We start from the raw sequence: 17380 nt of genomic DNA on the forward strand, positions 1-17380 counted from the left end.
GCGCGGGTGAAGAGTCATAATAGATGAACCTCTGGAATAATTCTCGCTTCACAGGCCCTCCTCGCCTGTTCAAGACTGGCTTTTCACTCCTATGTCTAATGTAGTGCGTGATTACACAATCATTCTCGCTATTGATTATGGGTCTGTATGAGGGGTTTTACCCCTCATACAGAGTCAACAGTCTCTTTCAATCGCCGAATCATGAAGGGGGTAGCAAACCGGAATCGATATCAGAAGGTATTCTTCATTTGAAATTCATGATATTTGGGTAATATTAAATTTACTTAGCCGGCAGGATTTTAGGAATACTGCTATATTAGGCCAAATGTCTAATGACAAACAGCAACAGCTAGTGCAATATTAGAAATAAATCCCTCTAGGTCTGTCTGGTGAGAAAATACGCACCCAGCTAAAAATAGATGGCTCGCTAACTCCGTAAATACACTTAACTATCTCGATTTCGTGCTGAAATATACCCAGACTTTAAAACCCATAAATTTCGCAAATAAGTCAAACTATACAGTAGTATTTAAACATCTTCATCGGGTTTTAATAGTACCAAAAATATAAATTTATTAAATGAAAAATTTAGTTCAAATACAAGCAAAAGCGAAAATAATAAGTTGGTTTATTTTGCAAGAACAGTTATTGAAAAAAATTATGTTATCAGTGCCTAAAAAACAGCAACAATCAGCAAAAAATTCGTGTCATAAAAAGTTCAACATAGCTGAAAGCATACCGATCAGTTTATTTTTATTTTTGACAATTGTGCTGTTTTTATTCAACTGGTTGTGGGTAGCAAGTAACGGCTATGATTTGTACGGAATCGAACGGGAAATTGCATTTTTGGCAATCACAAATATTGTCCTGCTGGCGGCAGCGGCGGCGGGATGGAAAGCCTCTGCTGCTAAGAAAAACGATCGCCGATCGGGCAAATCCGACGGTGGCGATCGCTTTTTTAGTCTCTCGCCAGATATGCTGTGCGTCATTGGTTTTGACGGTTATTTCAAACGCATCAACCCAGCAGCCGAAAAAATCCTCGGCTATTCCCCAGCCGAAATGGTTGGCCAACTCTTCATTGAATTCGTGCATCCAGACGATCGCGAAACTACTTTAAAACAAGCTGAAAGCATTGCTACGGGAAACAATACCGTTGGGTTTGAAAACCGCTGGCGGTGTCAAAATGGGTCTTACAAGTGGATAGCCTGGAATGCTAGCCCTTTCTGCGAGGAAGAATTGATGTATGCGATCGGTCGCGACGTTACCGATCGCCAACAAGTCCAAGAGTCGCTCCAGCAGAGCAATTCTATTTTGCGTTCCGTGATAGAAAGTACGCCGGATCTCATTTTTGTCAAGGATATTCAAGGCCGGTACGCGATCGCAAATTCTGCGGGAACTCAATTTTTAGGAAAACCGATCGAGGCAATTATAGGCAAAGACGATGCAGCATTATTTCCCGCTGAAATAGCCACTAAAATTATCGAAGAAGACCGCAGAGTGACTGCTACCGGACAATGTTTGACTTATGAAGAAGATATACCACAAAACGGGGCTGTGCGAACGTTTCTAACAGCGAAATACCCTTGGCGCGACTCTCAGGAAAATATTATCGGCCTAGTTGCCATATCTCGCGACATCAGCGATCGCAAAGAAATAGAAGCAGTGCTACTAGAGAAAAACATCCTATTTGAAAGCGTCATCGAAAGTACAGGCGACAGCATTTTTGTCAAAGATATTCAGGGCCGCCACCTATTGGTAAATTCTCAGGCAGCAGCCATTATTGGCTTGCCAAAATCGGAAATTATTGGCAAAAAAGATGCAGAATTATTTCCGCCGGAGATTACAGATATGCTGGTGGAAAATGACCGCCGGGTGCGGCAATCGGGGATTGACGAAACGATCGAGGAAGCAGGAAAAGATAGCGATGGTAACATCCTGACATTTCTTTCTACCAAAAGTCCTTTGCGCGATCGAGCCGCAAACATCATCGGTGTAGTCGGAGTTACTCGCAATATTAGCGATCGCAAACAAGCAGAACAAGCCCTGCAAGAAAGCGAGGAACGCTACCGCTGCTTAATTGAAGCCACATCCCAAATTGTTTGGGATACTACAGCCGCCGGCGAAGTTATCGGCGAACAAACAGGATTGAGTGCATTCACAGGAGCGACTTACCACGAACTTAAAGGCTGGGGGTGGCTCAATCACGTCCATCCAGACGACAGAGAATATACTGCCAGGATGTGGTCTGATGCAGTTGCCAACTGCATTTTATTCGCAATAGAACACCGCTTGCTGCGGCACGACGGCGAGTACAGGTACATGAGGGTGCGCGCTGTGCCCCTATTGAACGCAGACGGCAGCGTTCGCCAGTGGGTGGGAATACACTCGGATATTACAGAGAGCAAAATCACAGAACAAGAAATGCTGCAGCAAAAAGAATTTTTGGGCAGCATTTACGACGGCGTAGAGTACAGTATTTTCGTAATAGATATCGGCGAAGACGGAGAATTTCGCTACGCCGGTTGGAACCCAGCAGCCGACTTACTCAGCGGCATCAGCAGCGAATTCGGACGTGGCAAAACTCCCGAAGAATTTTTCGATCCATTTACAGCAGCAAGGTTCCGGCAGAATTTGATCGACTGTTTGGAAAAAGGTAGCTCGATTTCCCGCGAATATCCCGTTAGTTTTGACGGTGCAGAATTCTGGTTTATGACAACTTTGACTCCCCTGCGGGATGCCTCCGGCAAAATTTATCGCGTTGTCGGCAGTTCCACCGACATTACAGAACGCAAAAAAGTCGAAGCACAATTGTGCGAACAAGAAGAATTTTTAAACAGCATCTATAACGGCTCTAATCAACCTATTTTCGTAGTAGATGTCGGCGCAGAAGGAGAGTTTCGCTACGCTGGCTGGAATGCTGCTGCAGAAGCGTCTACAGGTATTGTGAGTGCCGATTTCAAAGGCAAAACCCCAGAAGAAATTTTTCCCCCGCAAATAGCAGCAATTTTTCGACAAAGTTACGTAGATTGTTTGACAGCCGGCAGCTCGATTGCTTACGAAACCAGCGCCGAGTTAGAAGGCGCAGAACGCTGGTATATCGTCACTCTGACACCGCTGCGGGATGCCTCTGGCAGCATCTACCGCATAATTGGTAATTCGATCGACATTACGGATCGCAAACAAGCAGAAACAGCCCTGCAAGAGAGCCAGCATTTTGTGGAGCGCATTGCTAATGCCACTCCAAATATTCTCTATGTTTACGATGATATCGAGCAGCGAAATGTCTACAGCAACCGCGAACTTGCTGGCACTCTAGGCTATAGCCTCGAAGAAGTTGCCACAATGGGCAGCAATCTGTTGCCGACCATTATCCACCCTGAAGATTTAGCTCAATTTCCCGAATATTTGCAGCAATTAAAAAATACTCCCGACGACGAGGTTGTTGAATACGAATATCGGGTGCGCGACAAACAAAATAATTGGCACTGGTTCGTCAGCCGCGAAATTATATTTAGCAGAACAGCAGAGGGAAAAATCCAGCAGCGTCTCGGTGCTGCTACGGATGTTACAGATCGCAAAAAAGCAGAACAAAGTTTAGCAGAACAATTGAAAATTTCTTTATTCACAGCAGATATTGGAATTGCTCTCACTCAAAACCAGAGTTTACCTGCAACTTTGCAAAAATGCACCGATGCAGTTGTGCGCCATTTGGATGCTGCGTTTGCTCGGATTTGGACGCTGAACGAACAGGGAAATGTCTTGGAATTGCAAGCAAGCGGGGGGATGTATACTCACATTGACGGCGCTCACAGCCGCATTGCTGTCGGCCAGTTCAAGATTGGTTTAATCGCCCGAGAGCGAAAACCTCACATCACTAATTCTGTGGAAACAGATCCCAGAGTCAGTGACAAAGAATGGGCGAAACGAGAAGGAATGGTAGCTTTTGCTGGATATCCGCTAATTGTTGACAATCAGTTGCTTGGAGTAATCGTGATGTTTGCTCGCCATGAGTTGCAGGAATCAATACTAATTGCTTTAGCATCAAGTGTTGATTCGATCGCCCTGGGAATCAAGCGCAAACAAACAGAAATGGCTCTCGCCGCCCAAAAGCAAACTATGAGGACAATTATTGACAACGCTCCGATCTGGGTGTGGATGGCAAATCCTAGCGGGCGGATGTTATTAGTCAACAAAACTTTCTGCGAAGATGTGGCTGTATCCGAAGATAAATTTTTGGCAGCCTCTCACTATTCCGAAGTTTTAGGATTAGAAGCATCTGCTAACTGCATGGAATCTGACATCCAAGCGTGGAGCCAAGATACTCCCTGTTATTCAGAAGAATTGCTCCAGTTGGCTGACGGCGAGTATCACCACTTGGAGACAATTAAAACTCAGGTAAAAGATGATTGTGGCAGGGCGATCGGCTTGATAGGTTTGGGTTTGGACGTTACAAAACAAAAAGAATCTCAAAGACAGTTGCAAGAGTCGGAAGCGAGATTTCGCAAATTAGCGGAGCAGGAAACATTGCTTAACCAACTAGCTAGCAACATCCGCCAATCTTTGGATTTAGATACTATTTTGGCAACAACCGTGCAGCAAATTCGCGACTTGCTGATGCTCGATCGCTGCGTGTTTATTTGGTATATCCCAGACACCTCGCCGCCTGTTTGGGACGTGCAATACGAAGCAAAAAATGCCTATTTATCTTCGCTGTTAGGTGCATTTCCTATTAGTGCAACTGGTTCTCAAGCCGAGCGAATTGCCAATTTAGAAATAATTCGTATCGATGATTTTGAGACTGTTCCCGATCCAGTAGAGCGGGATTTTTTCAGGTGTATAGGATTACAGTCTCTGCTGGAGATTCCCCTTCAGACATCTTCAGGTAAAATAGGGGCAATTTGCTGTAGCGCTTGTAGCGCTGTGCGGTGTTGGAGCGATGAGGAAGTGGAACTATTAGTGGCGGTGGGCAATCAATTGGCGATCGCCATTAATCAAGCGGAACTTTACACACAAAGCGTCGATTCAGCCCGGATAGCGCAAGAACAAACTACCCAACTAGAAGCAACTCTGTGCGAACTCCAGCAAGCTCAAACCCAACTCGTGCAAGCAGAAAAAATGTCGAGTCTCGGTCAGATGGTAGCAGGAATTGCCCACGAAATCAATAACCCGGTCAGCTTTATTTTCGGCAATCTTACCTACACCGAAGAATACACCGGAAGCCTGATGAAACTGTTGCAAATGTATCGAGATGAATACCCGCAACCTGGTCAAGTTATTCAGCAGGAAATAGAGGCTTTAGATCTGGATTTCTTGCTAGACGACTTGCCAAAAATGCTATCTTCGATGCAGGTAGGAGCAACTCGTATTCGGGATATCGTGCTGAGTTTGCGAAATTTCTCTCGTCTCGATGAATCTGACATGAAAAATGTTAACATTCACGAAGGCATCGACAGTACATTAATGATTTTAGAACACCGTCTGAAAGCTCAGCCCGATCGCCCAGCCATTCAACTCGTTAAAGAATACGGAGAATTGCCGCTGGTGGAGTGCTACGCCGGACTGTTGAATCAGGTATTTATGAATATTATCGCTAACGCGATCGATGCTTTACAACATCCGCCCAAAAATCCGGGAAGTATCCGCATTCGTACAGAGGTAGAAGGTAATTGCGTTGCGATTAGAATTGCTGACAACGGTTCAGGTATCGCCGATCAAATCAAGCAGCGGATATTCGACCCTTTCTATACTACAAAACCGATCGGTTCGGGAACGGGAATGGGTTTAGCAATTTCCCATTCAATTATTGTCGAAAAACACAAAGGTAAAATCAACTGTTTTTCGGCGATCGGGAAAGGTACTGAATTTGCGATCGAGATTCCGATTAAAAGGACAGAGAATTAAATTGGTTTGTCGGCAAAATTACTAAGGTGCGTCAGTTGGAAAACCCGATTTTTTGGTACTAACCTTAAAACTGACGCACCCTACAGGCTCCCAACAGATAAAAGTTATTTTACCATAAATTTGTCTGGTGCGTATTACCCACTCTCCAACTAAAATTGATATGATATTAAAAATCACAAATCAAAAATCACAAATCAGATATGGCATTACCTCCCGGCAGTTTAGGTTTACCCCTAATTGGCGATACCCTCAACTTTTTGCAAGATTCCCAATTTGCCAAAAAACGCCACCAGCAGTACGGGCCCATTTTCAAAACTAGCATTTTCGGAGAGCCTACCGTGTTTGTGCGTGGCCAAGAGGCGAATTTGTTTGTTTTAAGCAATGACAACCAATATTTTGTTGTGAGTTTTCCTCCGAGCACGAAAGCGCTTTTAGGGCCGCTTTCCTTGTCGCTGCAAACGGGTGCTAACCACCAAAATCGGCGCAAGTTGCTGTACCAAGCGTTTCAGCCACGAGCTTTAGCCGGCTACATCGGCGCGATGGAAGATATCACTCAGCGCTATTTGGAAAAATGGGTCAAAATGGAAACCATGACTTGGTATCCTGAACTGAAAAATTATACTTTTGATGTGGCGGGTAAGTTGTTAGTAGGGATAGAAAAGGGTTCGGAAACGGCGCTAGGACATTATTTTGAAACTTGGTCTAAGGGTTTATTTTCGATTCCTTTAGATCTGCCTTGGACTCTGTTTGGCAAAGCGAAAAATAGCAGAAAGTTACTGTTAGCAGAACTGGAAAAGATTATTCGCGATCGCCAACAAGGAACCCCTAGCGGCAATGATGCTTTGAGTTTGCTGATTTCGGCTCGCGATGACGAGGGAAATAGTTTGAGTTTGGATGAGTTAAAAGATCAAGTGCTGTTGCTGTTGTTTGCGGGACACGAAACTTTAACTTCGGCGATCGCCTCTTTTTGTCTTCTCGTGGCTCAAAACCCCGATGTAATGGCAAAAGTGCGGGCCGAACAGCAGCAGTTCCCCGCAACTGAACCCCTAACATTGGAACAGCTCAAACAAATGACTTATTTAGAACAGGTTATGCGAGAAGTGCTGCGTTTAGTTCCACCGGCTGGAGGTGTTTTTCGGACAGTAATTAATGCTTGTGAGTTCGGCGGCTATGAAATTCCCAAGGGTTGGAGCGTGGTTTCTGGGATTACTCAAACCCATCAGGATAGTCAACTTTATCCTGAACCCGAGCGATTCGACCCCGATCGATTTAGCTCGGAGCGATCGGCTAAACCTTTCAGTTACGTGCCCTTTGGCGGCGGTTTGCGAGAATGTTTGGGCAAAGAATTTGCCCGATTAGAGATGAAGTTGTTTGCAGCAAAGATGGTTCGGGAGTACGAGTGGGATCTGTTACCGGATCAAGATTTGAATTTGATCACAATACCGATGCCTCATCCTCGCGACGGTTTGCGAGTGAAGTTTCGGCGGAACTATTCTTAAGAACAGGCAAGATGCCTGTTCCACAATCGGGTAAATTTTCTTGTGGGGCGTTGCTCCTAGCCCGCCCTGAAAGCCTTATTGGTAATGGTGCAAGATCTCAGTCTCAATCAACATCCAATTGCATCGGCCCCAAATACTTAGTTAAATAAGGCGAAAACACCTCATAAATCAGAGTCAATGGCTTTCCGTGATGCCAAAACAAATAATGTCGCCCCCAAAAAGGCCCCGATTGTTCAAAAGCAGACTCCAAAACCGCCGAATCGCCGAAATAAATGCCTTGTACGTCGCGATACAACTCTGTCCGCAGCCGCCCTAAACTAGCCCATATTGGCAAAGATTTATTTTCTAAATATTCATCTACGTGACTCGCTTCCCACCAAGAAGTCGCGTAGGCGAGGCGCTGTCCCGAAGCTGTCCGCAGCCACACTTGGCGGCGCAGGCGGGGCCCCGGAACCGCGACAATTTGCTGGGGCGCGCCGTCTGCATCGTCACCCACCAAGGACATATCGATTACGTCTACTTCTGTCCGTTCCCCTGTCAGCAGTTGCAGGTGACGGGTGGGGGAACCGTCGCCCAGGAGCAGTATTTGCCATGCCGGCGCTAGCTTAGTGTGGGGCAAACCCTTCTGTACTGCGTCTTCTGCTCCTTTCCACAGGGGGTTGAGAGCGTGCCAGGTTTGGCTGTTTTTGGGTGTAAATGTTGCAGTCAAGGGTCTTTACAAAACTTAATTTTTTGTTTATTATAACGCTTCTGCAATTATCCAATCAAAGTCAAAAATCGATCGACCCAGGACGATCGCCTATAGGATGTCTGGTAGACCCCAATTACATTCATCCTCCAATTATCTGGAAATTATCTGCGTTTATCAGTGTTTATCTGCCTGAAATCTGCGGTTGAAGGATCGATGAATGATTTATGCAATTCAAGTCTAGTGAAATAGTTATAATACTTATGTTACGAATAACCGAAATCAAACTTCCCTTAGATCATCCTGAAAGTGCGATCGCCAGCGCCATAGTCAAAAAGCTGCAAATTCTCCCCGAAGAATTGCTCAGCTATAGCATTTTTAAGCGCAGCTACGATGCTCGCAAAAAAGCAGAAATCCTCCTTGTCTATATTGTGGATGTAGAGGCAACACAGGAAAAACAACTTCTCCAACGCTTCAAAAAAGATCCTCATGTGATGGTAACACCAGACACGAGTTATCGCTATGTAGCGCAAGCCCCCAGCAATTTGACGATTCCCCGCCCCATTGTGATCGGTACGGGGCCCTGCGGTATCTTTGCAGGGCTGATGCTGGCACAAATGGGATTTCGCCCCATCCTTTTGGAACGCGGCAAAGCAGTGCGCGATCGCACAGTTGACACCTTTGGATTTTGGAAGAAAAAAACCGAATTCAACCCAGAATCTAACGCTCAGTTTGGCGAAGGTGGTGCGGGTACTTTTTCCGATGGAAAACTCTACAGCCAAGTTAAAGATACCCAGCATTACGGGCGCAAGGTGCTAACGGAACTCGTGAATGCGGGAGCTTCACCGGAAATTTTATATATTAATAAGCCGCATATTGGTACATTTAAGCTGGTGGGACTTGTCCAAAGTATGCGGGCAAAAATTGAATCGTTAGGCGGAGAATTTCGTTTTCAAACTCGTGTCGAAGATATCCACATCGAAAATGGCAAAGTGCAGGGAATTACCACAGCCAGCGGAGAATATATTGCGAGTAATCATATTGTTTTAGCGGTGGGACACAGCGCCCGCGATACTTTTGAAATGTTATTTTCGCGCGGTGTTTACATCGAGGCTAAACCTTTTTCTATTGGTTTTCGGGTGGAACATCCGCAGCAGTTGATCGATCGCTGTCGTTTTGGCGATCGCGCGGCCCACAAACTTTTAGGTGCCGCCGATTACAAACTGGTGCACCATTGCCAAAATGGCCGTTCTGTTTACAGTTTCTGTATGTGTCCCGGTGGTTTGGTAGTGGCGGCTGCATCGGAACCGGGGCGACTTGTCACTAACGGGATGAGTCAATATTCTCGCAATGAACGCAATGCTAACAGTGGGATTGTCGTGGGTATCACGCCGGAAGATTATCCCGGTCATCCCTTGGCGGGAATTGAGCTTCAACGTCGCCTAGAAGAACGGGCATTTGAGTTAGGAGGTGGCACTTACAACGCGCCGGGGCAGCTTGTGGGAGATTTTTTAGCGAATCGCCCTTCGATCGCGCTAGGAAGCGTGCAGCCGTCTTATACGCCGGGAGTTGTGATGACTGATTTGAGCGAAAGTTTGCCGGATTATGCGATCGCCGCCATCCGCGAAGCACTTCCGGCTTTTGACAAACAGATTAAAGGATTTGCGATGGATGATGCGGTTTTGACTGGGGTGGAAACGCGCACTTCTTCACCAATTCGGATTAAGCGCAAGGAGGATTATCAGAGTTTGAATACAGAAGGTCTTTATCCGGCTGGGGAAGGTGCGGGATATGCGGGTGGAATCCTGTCGGCGGGGATTGATGGAATTAAGGTAGCGGAGGCTGTGGCTTTGAGTATTTTGCAATCTTCAAATCACAAAATTTAGATGTAAGTTTAAATTTAAAAAACCTCAATAAAAGTGGTTCGTAGTGAGGACTTCAGTCCGCATAAAATCAGAGTTGTAGGGTGCGTCGCTTGCGATAAATCTCTGAATAAAATTCCACAATCTGATAGCGACGCACCTGATATCTGCAATCGCCCGAATAAGGTGCGTCGCCCGTGCAATTGTCGATTTAATGCGACGATTGATCGCAGGCGACACACTCTACGACTACTTATACAATTCAAGTTTAATTTGCCATCTGTAAGGTTCGTCGCCATGAGATTGTCGAGAGAATTTAGGGATTAATCATGGCGACACACCCTACGAATACTGCGAACCTTTTCAAACAGTAGCTAAGCGCGATCGAATTTCCGTATCCGTGTATTCCGGCGTCCAGCCAGTCGTAGTGGTAAAATATCGCACAGCTTTAACTTTCCGGGCCGCTGTCAAATAAAACCAGTGTTCCGTATTCGCCGGTACGTTGATAAATTCTTCCGGCTGCACAGTGAGCTCGACTTGGCTGCCATCTGGCCGCACGAAGCCGAAAATGCCCTCGCCTGCTACGATATAACGCACTTCATCGTCAGCGTGGATGTGGCACTTGTTGAATTTGGACAGCATGGTGTCGATGTTGGGAATATCTGGGTGCAGTACGATTAAGTCGCGCTCTTGATAGCCTGCGGTTTCCTGGAGTTGTTGGAAGTAGCCGTCGAGGGCTTGCAGGATTTGCTCTTTTTCGGTGTCGCTAAGCGCATCTTTCGCTAACAAATTGTGAATTTCTGGACTCTCACCCACTGGCCAGCGGTTGAGTTGAATGTTTAAGGGAGCGAGTTCGCGGGTAATGTCGCTGAGTTGAGTGTAGGTTGTACCGTTTTCGTGTCGCAGGATAGCCATTTTTGCACGTTCCAATTTTTGGCGTTGACATACTCACTGTCCTAAAGGCGCAGTGATTCTTAACGCTTCACAGACCGACGCTTGCAAGCAAGTCTTATCCAGCCTCTACGTTCGTTTTAAGTCTCCCAATGCCCTATGGCGACTATCGTTTTTGTAGCTCAAGTAAAATACTTGATTGCATCCAAGGTCGGATTCCACCGTTGCCCTTTCTGCTTCCCCTGTTTCTGATCGCAACTTTGACAGGACTTTCAACCTTGTTATTTGTTTTGAAGTATCTTAAATCCGGGCGGGTCAGTGACCATCAATATCTTAACGCAAAGCCGTCCTAAAAGGACGGGGTTTTAGACCCAATTTTCTGATAAACAGACACGGCGAAATACCTTTGTCGATCGCGCCTGCCGCTGAAAAACCATTTTAACTCTGATTTGCACAGACACCAACGGCCTGTTCGACAAGAGTTCAATTTTGTCGCGATAAGATTGATAAGTTAGGTGTCTGTCTGCACCGGGCGATCGCCATACTGACCTTTTTCATGTAATTTTTGCAACAACTATGCCTACTTATACTGGAATTTCTAGCGAAGCATTTCAGCATCCGCTCGATCGCCAAGCCGAGACAGCATTACGCAGCGTACCTGGATTTGACTTAATTGCCAGCAAATTTGTAGAATTTGTCTACGAACGACCGCAATTCGTTTACCTAATGGGAAATAGCATCCAAGTCGGCCCGCGCCAATATGCCAGCATTTATCACATTTTTCGGGAGTGCGTGCAGGACTTAGATATTTTTCCAGAACCCGGTTTGTTTGTTTCTCAAAATCCCGCCGTTAACAGCTATGCTCTCGGAAAAAATCAGCCCTACATAGTGTTAAACACAGGTCTTTTAGACTTGTTGGACGAGGCAGAAATCAAGGTAGTGCTGGCTCACGAGTTGGGACACATTAAATGCGGGCATCCAACTTTAAATCAAATGGCGATGTGGGCGATGAGCATTGCATCGACAATTGGTGAGATGACTTTTGGGCTGGGAAATATTGTCGGTAGCGGTTTAATTTTTGCTTTTTATGAGTGGCGGCGCAAGGCGGAATTGTCGGCGGATCGGGCGGCTTTGTTGGTGACGGATGATTTGAACGGGGTGATGAAGACGATGATGAAACTTGCGGGAGTTAGCAGTAAATATGCTGACCAATGCAGTTTGCAAGAGTTTATCCGCCAGTCTGACAATTATCAAGAACTCGATCGCGACAATCTCAATCAAGTGTATAAATTTTTACTTTACAACGGCGGCCAAGGTGTGATGCTGAGTCACCCTTTCCCGGTGGAACGTTTGCGGTATTTGCGAGATTGGGCGAGTTCGGAAGAATATCGCCAAATTAAGCTGGGAAACTACAAGCGGGCTGTGGCTGAGGGTGCGGTTGATGTGAAGTCCCAAACATCTAACAGTGAGACGGAGGCTTTGCGCCGTCAGATTGAAGAATTGCAGCGGGAGATCGATCGACAAAAATCTAACCAAAAATAACTTTAGTGTGTGCCGCAAGCACCTAGCGGCTATAATTAGCGCCTTCAACCACTGTTTGCGTAAGTCTGGGAAAATTTACCGGATTTGGGTGAGGGAGGAAAGTATAAGGAAGACAGGCTAGTGAGAGACTTACTCGCAACTGGCCTCCAATCTAAAAACTGTCCTCTCCTTTCTGAAATCTGTTTCTGAGGAGGTGTAGTTTAAATTAAGATCAGCTTATAACTCAACCGGGCTAAGAAAAAATGATTATTGATAAAGCCATGAATACTAACAAACCAACTTCTAATTTTTTCGGTAATGTGGGCAAAGTTGCGATCGCCCTAACTGTTCTGGCTGCTGGCATGGTATTTACAAATCCTCCGAGAGACAAATACCTAACTTATGCTTCCGGCGTGCTCGAAACCGAGTTTAAAAACACTGTGCGCAATGATTCTCGCGTACCCAAAGCTTTGAGTGGCGTTGCAGAGACTTTGCTGACTTCGCAGCGCGGATCGATCGAACACTTGCTCGACAATACAACGGAACGTCAGAACTTAGGCATTGTCAGCATTTACACAACTCAACTGGGCAAAAAAAGCTATCAAACAGTTGGAGCTTTTGGGAATTTTGTTACCCTGCCACCTAGTTCTGAAAATGCTCAAAAGTAGAGTCAAATTAAGTTCAATTGTAGAAACCGGGTTTTGGATAAAGCCCGGTTTTTACTTACGTAATTTTATGTAAGTCAATCTCAATAAATTCGGATACAGGCAGCACATATTTTTAATCAAGCCCGCTCTGAGACGCAAAATATTAAGTTTTATTAAAGATGAAAAGTTCTTGTGCCACTTAATATTAACATTGGTACTATAAAAGTTTATGTTTGACAAATAAGCAGATGGCAATGCAATTAAGTAAGGGTGAGAGATTTAATATCTCTAAAGAAGCGCCGGATTTAAAAAAAATGGCGATCGCCCTCGGTTGGCAGTTGACAGAGGCAGGAAAAAGCTACGAGATTGATGTCTCTGCGTTTATGCTAGGTGCTGACGGCAAAGTACCTAACGATAAATATTTGATATTTTACAATAATCTGCAATCCAGTGACGGTTCGGTACTGCAATCGATTCCTGAAAACAACAACCCAGGTAAAGAAAATAAGACTATTTACGGCGTTATCTTAGAAAAAGTTAATCCTGAAATTGTGGAAATAACTTTTGTTGTCACTATTCACGAAGCACAGAAAGTTAATGCAAATTTTAGCAATATCATAAATTCTTTTGTCAAGATTGTCAATTTGGATACGGGAATCGAACTTGTTCGGTATGAATTAAAAGAGAATTTTACGCGAGAAACTGCTATAGAATTTGGTCGTTTGTATAGAAAGAATGGAGAGTGGAGATTTCAGGCGGTAGGAGAAGGATATCAAGCTGGATTGCAGAGTTTTGTTGACAAGTATTGTAGCTGAAATAGCAATAACACTGCTTCAAAGCAGCGATGCCCAAATATCGCCGACAGATTCTGATAGCAGCAGCACAAAAACTCGCCGCAGGAAAAGAAGTAAAAGGTAAATTTCAGTTACGTTAGTTAATCGATGCCAAAATGTGCTGGTAAGCTTCGATGGTTTGTTGGGCGATCGCCTCCCAATTGTAGTGCTTTTTGGCATAAGCTTGCGCGTTCAAGCCCCGGCGCTGGCGTTCCTGTGGTGCCAGGAGTGCTGATTTGATCGTGGAGGCGATCGCCCCTACCTCCAGAGGCGCAACCCACCCAGCCTCTGCTTGCTGGATGTCGTCGGAGATGTGTACGCGATCGGAAATAGCAACAGGTACACCAGCCGCCATCGCTTCTGCTACAGCAATACCAAAGTTTTCATAATAGGAAGGCAACACAAATAAGTCTGCCTTTCTCAACACTTCCGCTTTTAAATCACCGCTAACAAAGCCAGTGATTATGGTAGATTTTCCTAAACTTAAACTTTGTATTTTTTGTTTAATTTTTGTTTCATAATCAGCATCTTGCGGATTGGAGCCTGCCAAAATAAAATGAAATATTATGCCATCTTCTAAAACACTTTCCAGTGCCGGGATAAGCAAATCTAATCCTTTTTTTGGTTCGATCCGCGACATAAATAATATGATTGGTATTTCAGAATTCCGCAATAGTTCAGGAGAAAAATCTGCCGTCACTCCCAATGGAATCACCAAATCTAGTGACAAAAAATCTTGTGGCACAGGCATCTTGCCTGTGCTATCCTGTGGCACAAAATCCTGTGGCACAGACATCTTGCCTGTGCTATCTTGTGGCACAAAATCCTGTGGCACAGGCATCTTGCCTGTGCTCTCCAAACCAAATCTTTCTGAAATTTTAGCTTCTTGTTTGCTAGTGAAATGAATTGCTGCCGCACCTGCCAAATTAGGGCGTTCTAAAAGTGCAGCATAAATCTGTTTCAAGCACTTTTTTTTCTGCAAATCTGCGGGATCAAGCATACCGCAGGGACGGATAATATACGGCAACTTATGATATCGGGCAATTGTAGCAGCGAAAGTAGTTACTGGCGAAAACAAAGCGTGAATGTGAGCGAGGTCAAATTGTTCGATATTTTCATTCAACCACTGTAATAAACTCAGGGAAAACTTATATCTACGAAACGGAAAACAGCGGAAATAAATAATCTGATAACCGTTTTGTTTGATTGGTTGATTTAATGGCACATCTAAGGGAGGTTGACCGATATCTCCATTAGAATCTGTGGTGATAATTGTGACATCAACGCCTTGGGAAGCTAGGGCGGCCGAAAGTTCCAATACCATTTGACTCGGGCCGCCGTAGACGAGGGAAATTGAGGGAATAATTTGGATAATTCGCATGATTACCACTTGTTATTAGTTGGGGTAGCTTGTTGTGTTATTATAGAAATAAGTGCAAGTTTTGCACCTTATACTAATTTAGGCGAGCGGAGGCACTTTATGCTGATTGGATTCAGCGTAGGTAACTACAAATCTTTTAAAGAAACTGTCACCCTCAGCATGGTAGCTTCGTCAATTACTGAGGACGATCGAGAGCTTGACGAAAACAATCTCTTTGAAATTGAGCGTAGTAAATTAAAATTGCTTAAAAGTGCTGCTATTTATGGAGCCAATGCCAGTGGCAAAAGCAATCTTGTTGCTGCCCTGCGCTTTATGAAGTGGTTTGTCCTCAACTCATCCAAAGAAACGCAAGTTTCAGAGGCGATCGATATTGAAGCATTCAGGCTAAGTACAGAGACAGAAAAAGAGCCATCCTTCTTTGAAATCGTTTTCCTGCTCAAAGGCACTACCTTTAGATATGGCTTTGAGGTAAACACTGAGCAGGTGGTTTCTGAGTGGTTGTTTCAAACTGATAACAATGCAGAAAAACTTCTTTTTGAACGGGATTTTGACAATTTTATATTAGATGATTTCCCGGAGGGGCAAGGCATTAGCGATAAAACCAGAAGTAATGCTTTATTTCTTTCTGTTGTTGCACAATTTAATGGTAAAGTTTCTGGCAAAATTCTGCTGTGGTTCAGTAAAACTTTGCAATTGATATCAGGCTTGCAAGATACACAATACCGCAAGGAAACTTTAGACTCTTTTGAGAACGATCGCCACAGGCATGATATTATTGAATTCATCAAAAAATTAGACTTGGGTATTGCTGATATCCAAATCACAAATCAACCTGGATTTATTCTTTCCAATAATAAGGTATTATATGCTAGTTACTACGGCGGTAGTTTATCTCTTAATCCTGAAAGCAAACCAACCGTAAAAACAGTTCATCGAAAATATGATGCTGACGGTAAGCAGACTGCTATAGAAATATTCGATATCGAAAAACATGAGTCTGAGGGAACAAACAAATTGTTTGCATTAGCAGGGCTGCTTCTCGATACTTTGAGGACAGGAAAAATTTTATTCATAGATGAACTTGATGCCAGACTTCATCCGCTGATTACTCGCGAATTAATCTGCTTATTCAATTCTAATGAGACTAATCCGCACAACGCACAGCTTATATTCACGACACACGACACAAACTTGCTCAGCAGCAAGACTTTTCGCAAGGATCAAATATGGTTTACCGAGAAGGACAATAAGGGGGCTACTGATTTGTACTCTTTGGTGGAGTATAAAGTAGGAAAAAATGCCTCATTTGAGCGCGATTACATTATTGGTAAGTATGGCGCTATCCCTTTTATTGGTAATTTTAAAGAACTTATAGGTGAACTTCATGGGTAAAAAAAGTTCGTCTGGAAGAAAGATTGATTACTATAACCGAAAAGTTAAAAGTAGAAAATGGTTTTTAATTGTGTGCGAAGGTGAGAAAACAGAACCAAACTATTTTAGAAGTTTTCCGGTAGACACAAAGGTAATTAAGCTGGATATCAAGGGAGAAGGGAGAAACACGAGGAGTTTAGTAGAAAAAGCTATTGAGTTGAAAAATGACTCAGAATACGACGAAACAGACAGATTTTGGTGTGTGTTCGATCGCGATATTAACGGTAAAAATTCTCACGACGCGCAAAATTTTAATACAGCTATGACTCTTGCCAAAAATAACGGCATTAAAGTAGCTTACTCTAATGATGCTTTTGAACTTTGGTATTTACTACACTTCCATTTTTATAATACTAGAATTTCTCGCAAGCATTATCAAAATATGCTAACCAAGTTATTGGAACACGAGTATCAGAAAAACAGTGAGACGATTTACGAGGAACTCAAAAGCAAACAGCAGGATGCGATTAAACACGCAAAACGGCTTTTATTGGAATACGATCGCCCCAATCCTGAAAGTGATAATCCTTTGACAACAGTGCATCTGCTAGTGGAAGAACTTAACAGTTTTATTCCTGATTGATGAATGATTTTAGCACTAGATACATCTGATTACCAAAAGACCTCACAAACCCGGTTTCTTGCGTGATTTATCGTGACTCGTCGCAAAACTCGTAGGAACCCGGGTTTAGGGAAATTGAGGGAATAATTTGGATAATTCGCATG

General features: G+C 44.2%; 11 protein-coding genes. 8 read left to right on the top strand and 3 right to left on the bottom strand.

What is annotated here, in order from left to right; translation table 11 throughout:
- Positions 1–660 precede the first annotated feature (660 nt).
- Positions 661–5901: a PAS domain S-box protein gene (locus QUB52_RS14185; protein WP_332973453.1), complete on the top strand. Its 5241-nt coding sequence runs from the start codon at positions 661–663 to the stop codon at positions 5899–5901.
- 200 nt (positions 5902–6101) lie between these two features.
- Positions 6102–7400: a cytochrome P450 gene (locus tag QUB52_RS14190; protein WP_265233312.1), complete on the top strand. Its 1299-nt coding sequence runs from the start codon at positions 6102–6104 to the stop codon at positions 7398–7400.
- A 103-nt stretch (positions 7401–7503) separates the two neighbouring features.
- Here the strand turns inward: QUB52_RS14190 and QUB52_RS14195 are convergent, their stop codons facing one another.
- Entirely contained in the window at positions 7504–8109 is a 606-nt protein-coding gene (locus tag QUB52_RS14195; RefSeq protein ID WP_265233311.1) for a chorismate lyase, read from the bottom strand.
- Positions 8110–8351: 242 nt separating this feature from the next.
- Between QUB52_RS14195 and QUB52_RS14200 the strand changes: the two genes are divergently transcribed.
- A complete protein-coding gene (locus tag QUB52_RS14200) occupies positions 8352–9974 on the top strand; it encodes an NAD(P)/FAD-dependent oxidoreductase (RefSeq protein WP_332973455.1) in 1623 nt (540 codons plus the stop codon).
- Positions 9975–10313: 339 nt separating this feature from the next.
- Here the strand turns inward: QUB52_RS14200 and QUB52_RS14205 are convergent, their stop codons facing one another.
- Positions 10314–10865 carry a 1,2-dihydroxy-3-keto-5-methylthiopentene dioxygenase gene (locus QUB52_RS14205; protein WP_265233309.1) on the bottom strand — a complete coding sequence of 184 codons (552 nt, stop codon included), beginning with the start codon at positions 10863–10865 and terminating at the stop codon, positions 10314–10316.
- Between the two features lie 552 nt (positions 10866–11417).
- On the opposite strand from QUB52_RS14205, the gene QUB52_RS14210 reads away from it, so the two are divergent.
- The 3 genes from QUB52_RS14210 (at position 11418) to QUB52_RS14220 (ending at position 13824) form a co-directional block, all read left to right on the top strand.
- Positions 11418–12383: a M48 family metallopeptidase gene (locus tag QUB52_RS14210; RefSeq protein ID WP_265233308.1), complete on the top strand. Its 966-nt coding sequence runs from the start codon at positions 11418–11420 to the stop codon at positions 12381–12383.
- A 242-nt stretch (positions 12384–12625) separates the two neighbouring features.
- Positions 12626–13030, top strand: a complete 405-nt coding sequence (locus QUB52_RS14215; protein WP_265233307.1) for a DUF4359 domain-containing protein — start codon at positions 12626–12628, stop codon at positions 13028–13030.
- Positions 13031–13263: 233 nt separating this feature from the next.
- Positions 13264–13824: a TerD family protein gene (locus tag QUB52_RS14220; RefSeq protein ID WP_265233306.1), complete on the top strand. Its 561-nt coding sequence runs from the start codon at positions 13264–13266 to the stop codon at positions 13822–13824.
- A gap of 115 nt (positions 13825–13939) precedes the next feature.
- On the opposite strand, the gene hpsP is transcribed toward QUB52_RS14220, so the two are convergent.
- The gene (gene hpsP / locus QUB52_RS14225) at positions 13940–15223 is read right to left on the bottom strand and encodes a hormogonium polysaccharide biosynthesis glycosyltransferase HpsP (protein WP_265233305.1); all 1284 of its coding nucleotides are present in this window, start codon (positions 15221–15223) and stop codon (positions 13940–13942) included.
- A gap of 99 nt (positions 15224–15322) precedes the next feature.
- Here hpsP and QUB52_RS14230 point away from each other — a divergent pair, with 99 nt between their 5' ends.
- The gene (locus QUB52_RS14230; RefSeq protein WP_265233304.1) at positions 15323–16615 is read left to right on the top strand and encodes an AAA family ATPase; all 1293 of its coding nucleotides are present in this window, start codon (positions 15323–15325) and stop codon (positions 16613–16615) included.
- A complete protein-coding gene (locus QUB52_RS14235) occupies positions 16608–17237 on the top strand; it encodes an RloB family protein (RefSeq protein WP_265233303.1) in 630 nt (209 codons plus the stop codon). Before QUB52_RS14230 ends, QUB52_RS14235 begins: the two co-directional genes overlap by 8 nt.
- Positions 17238–17380 lie beyond the last annotated feature (143 nt).

Origin of the sequence: Microcoleus sp. A6-C6 (assembly GCF_036705955.1) — a bacterium.
Classification (GTDB): Bacteria; Cyanobacteriota; Cyanobacteriia; order Cyanobacteriales; family Microcoleaceae; genus Microcoleus.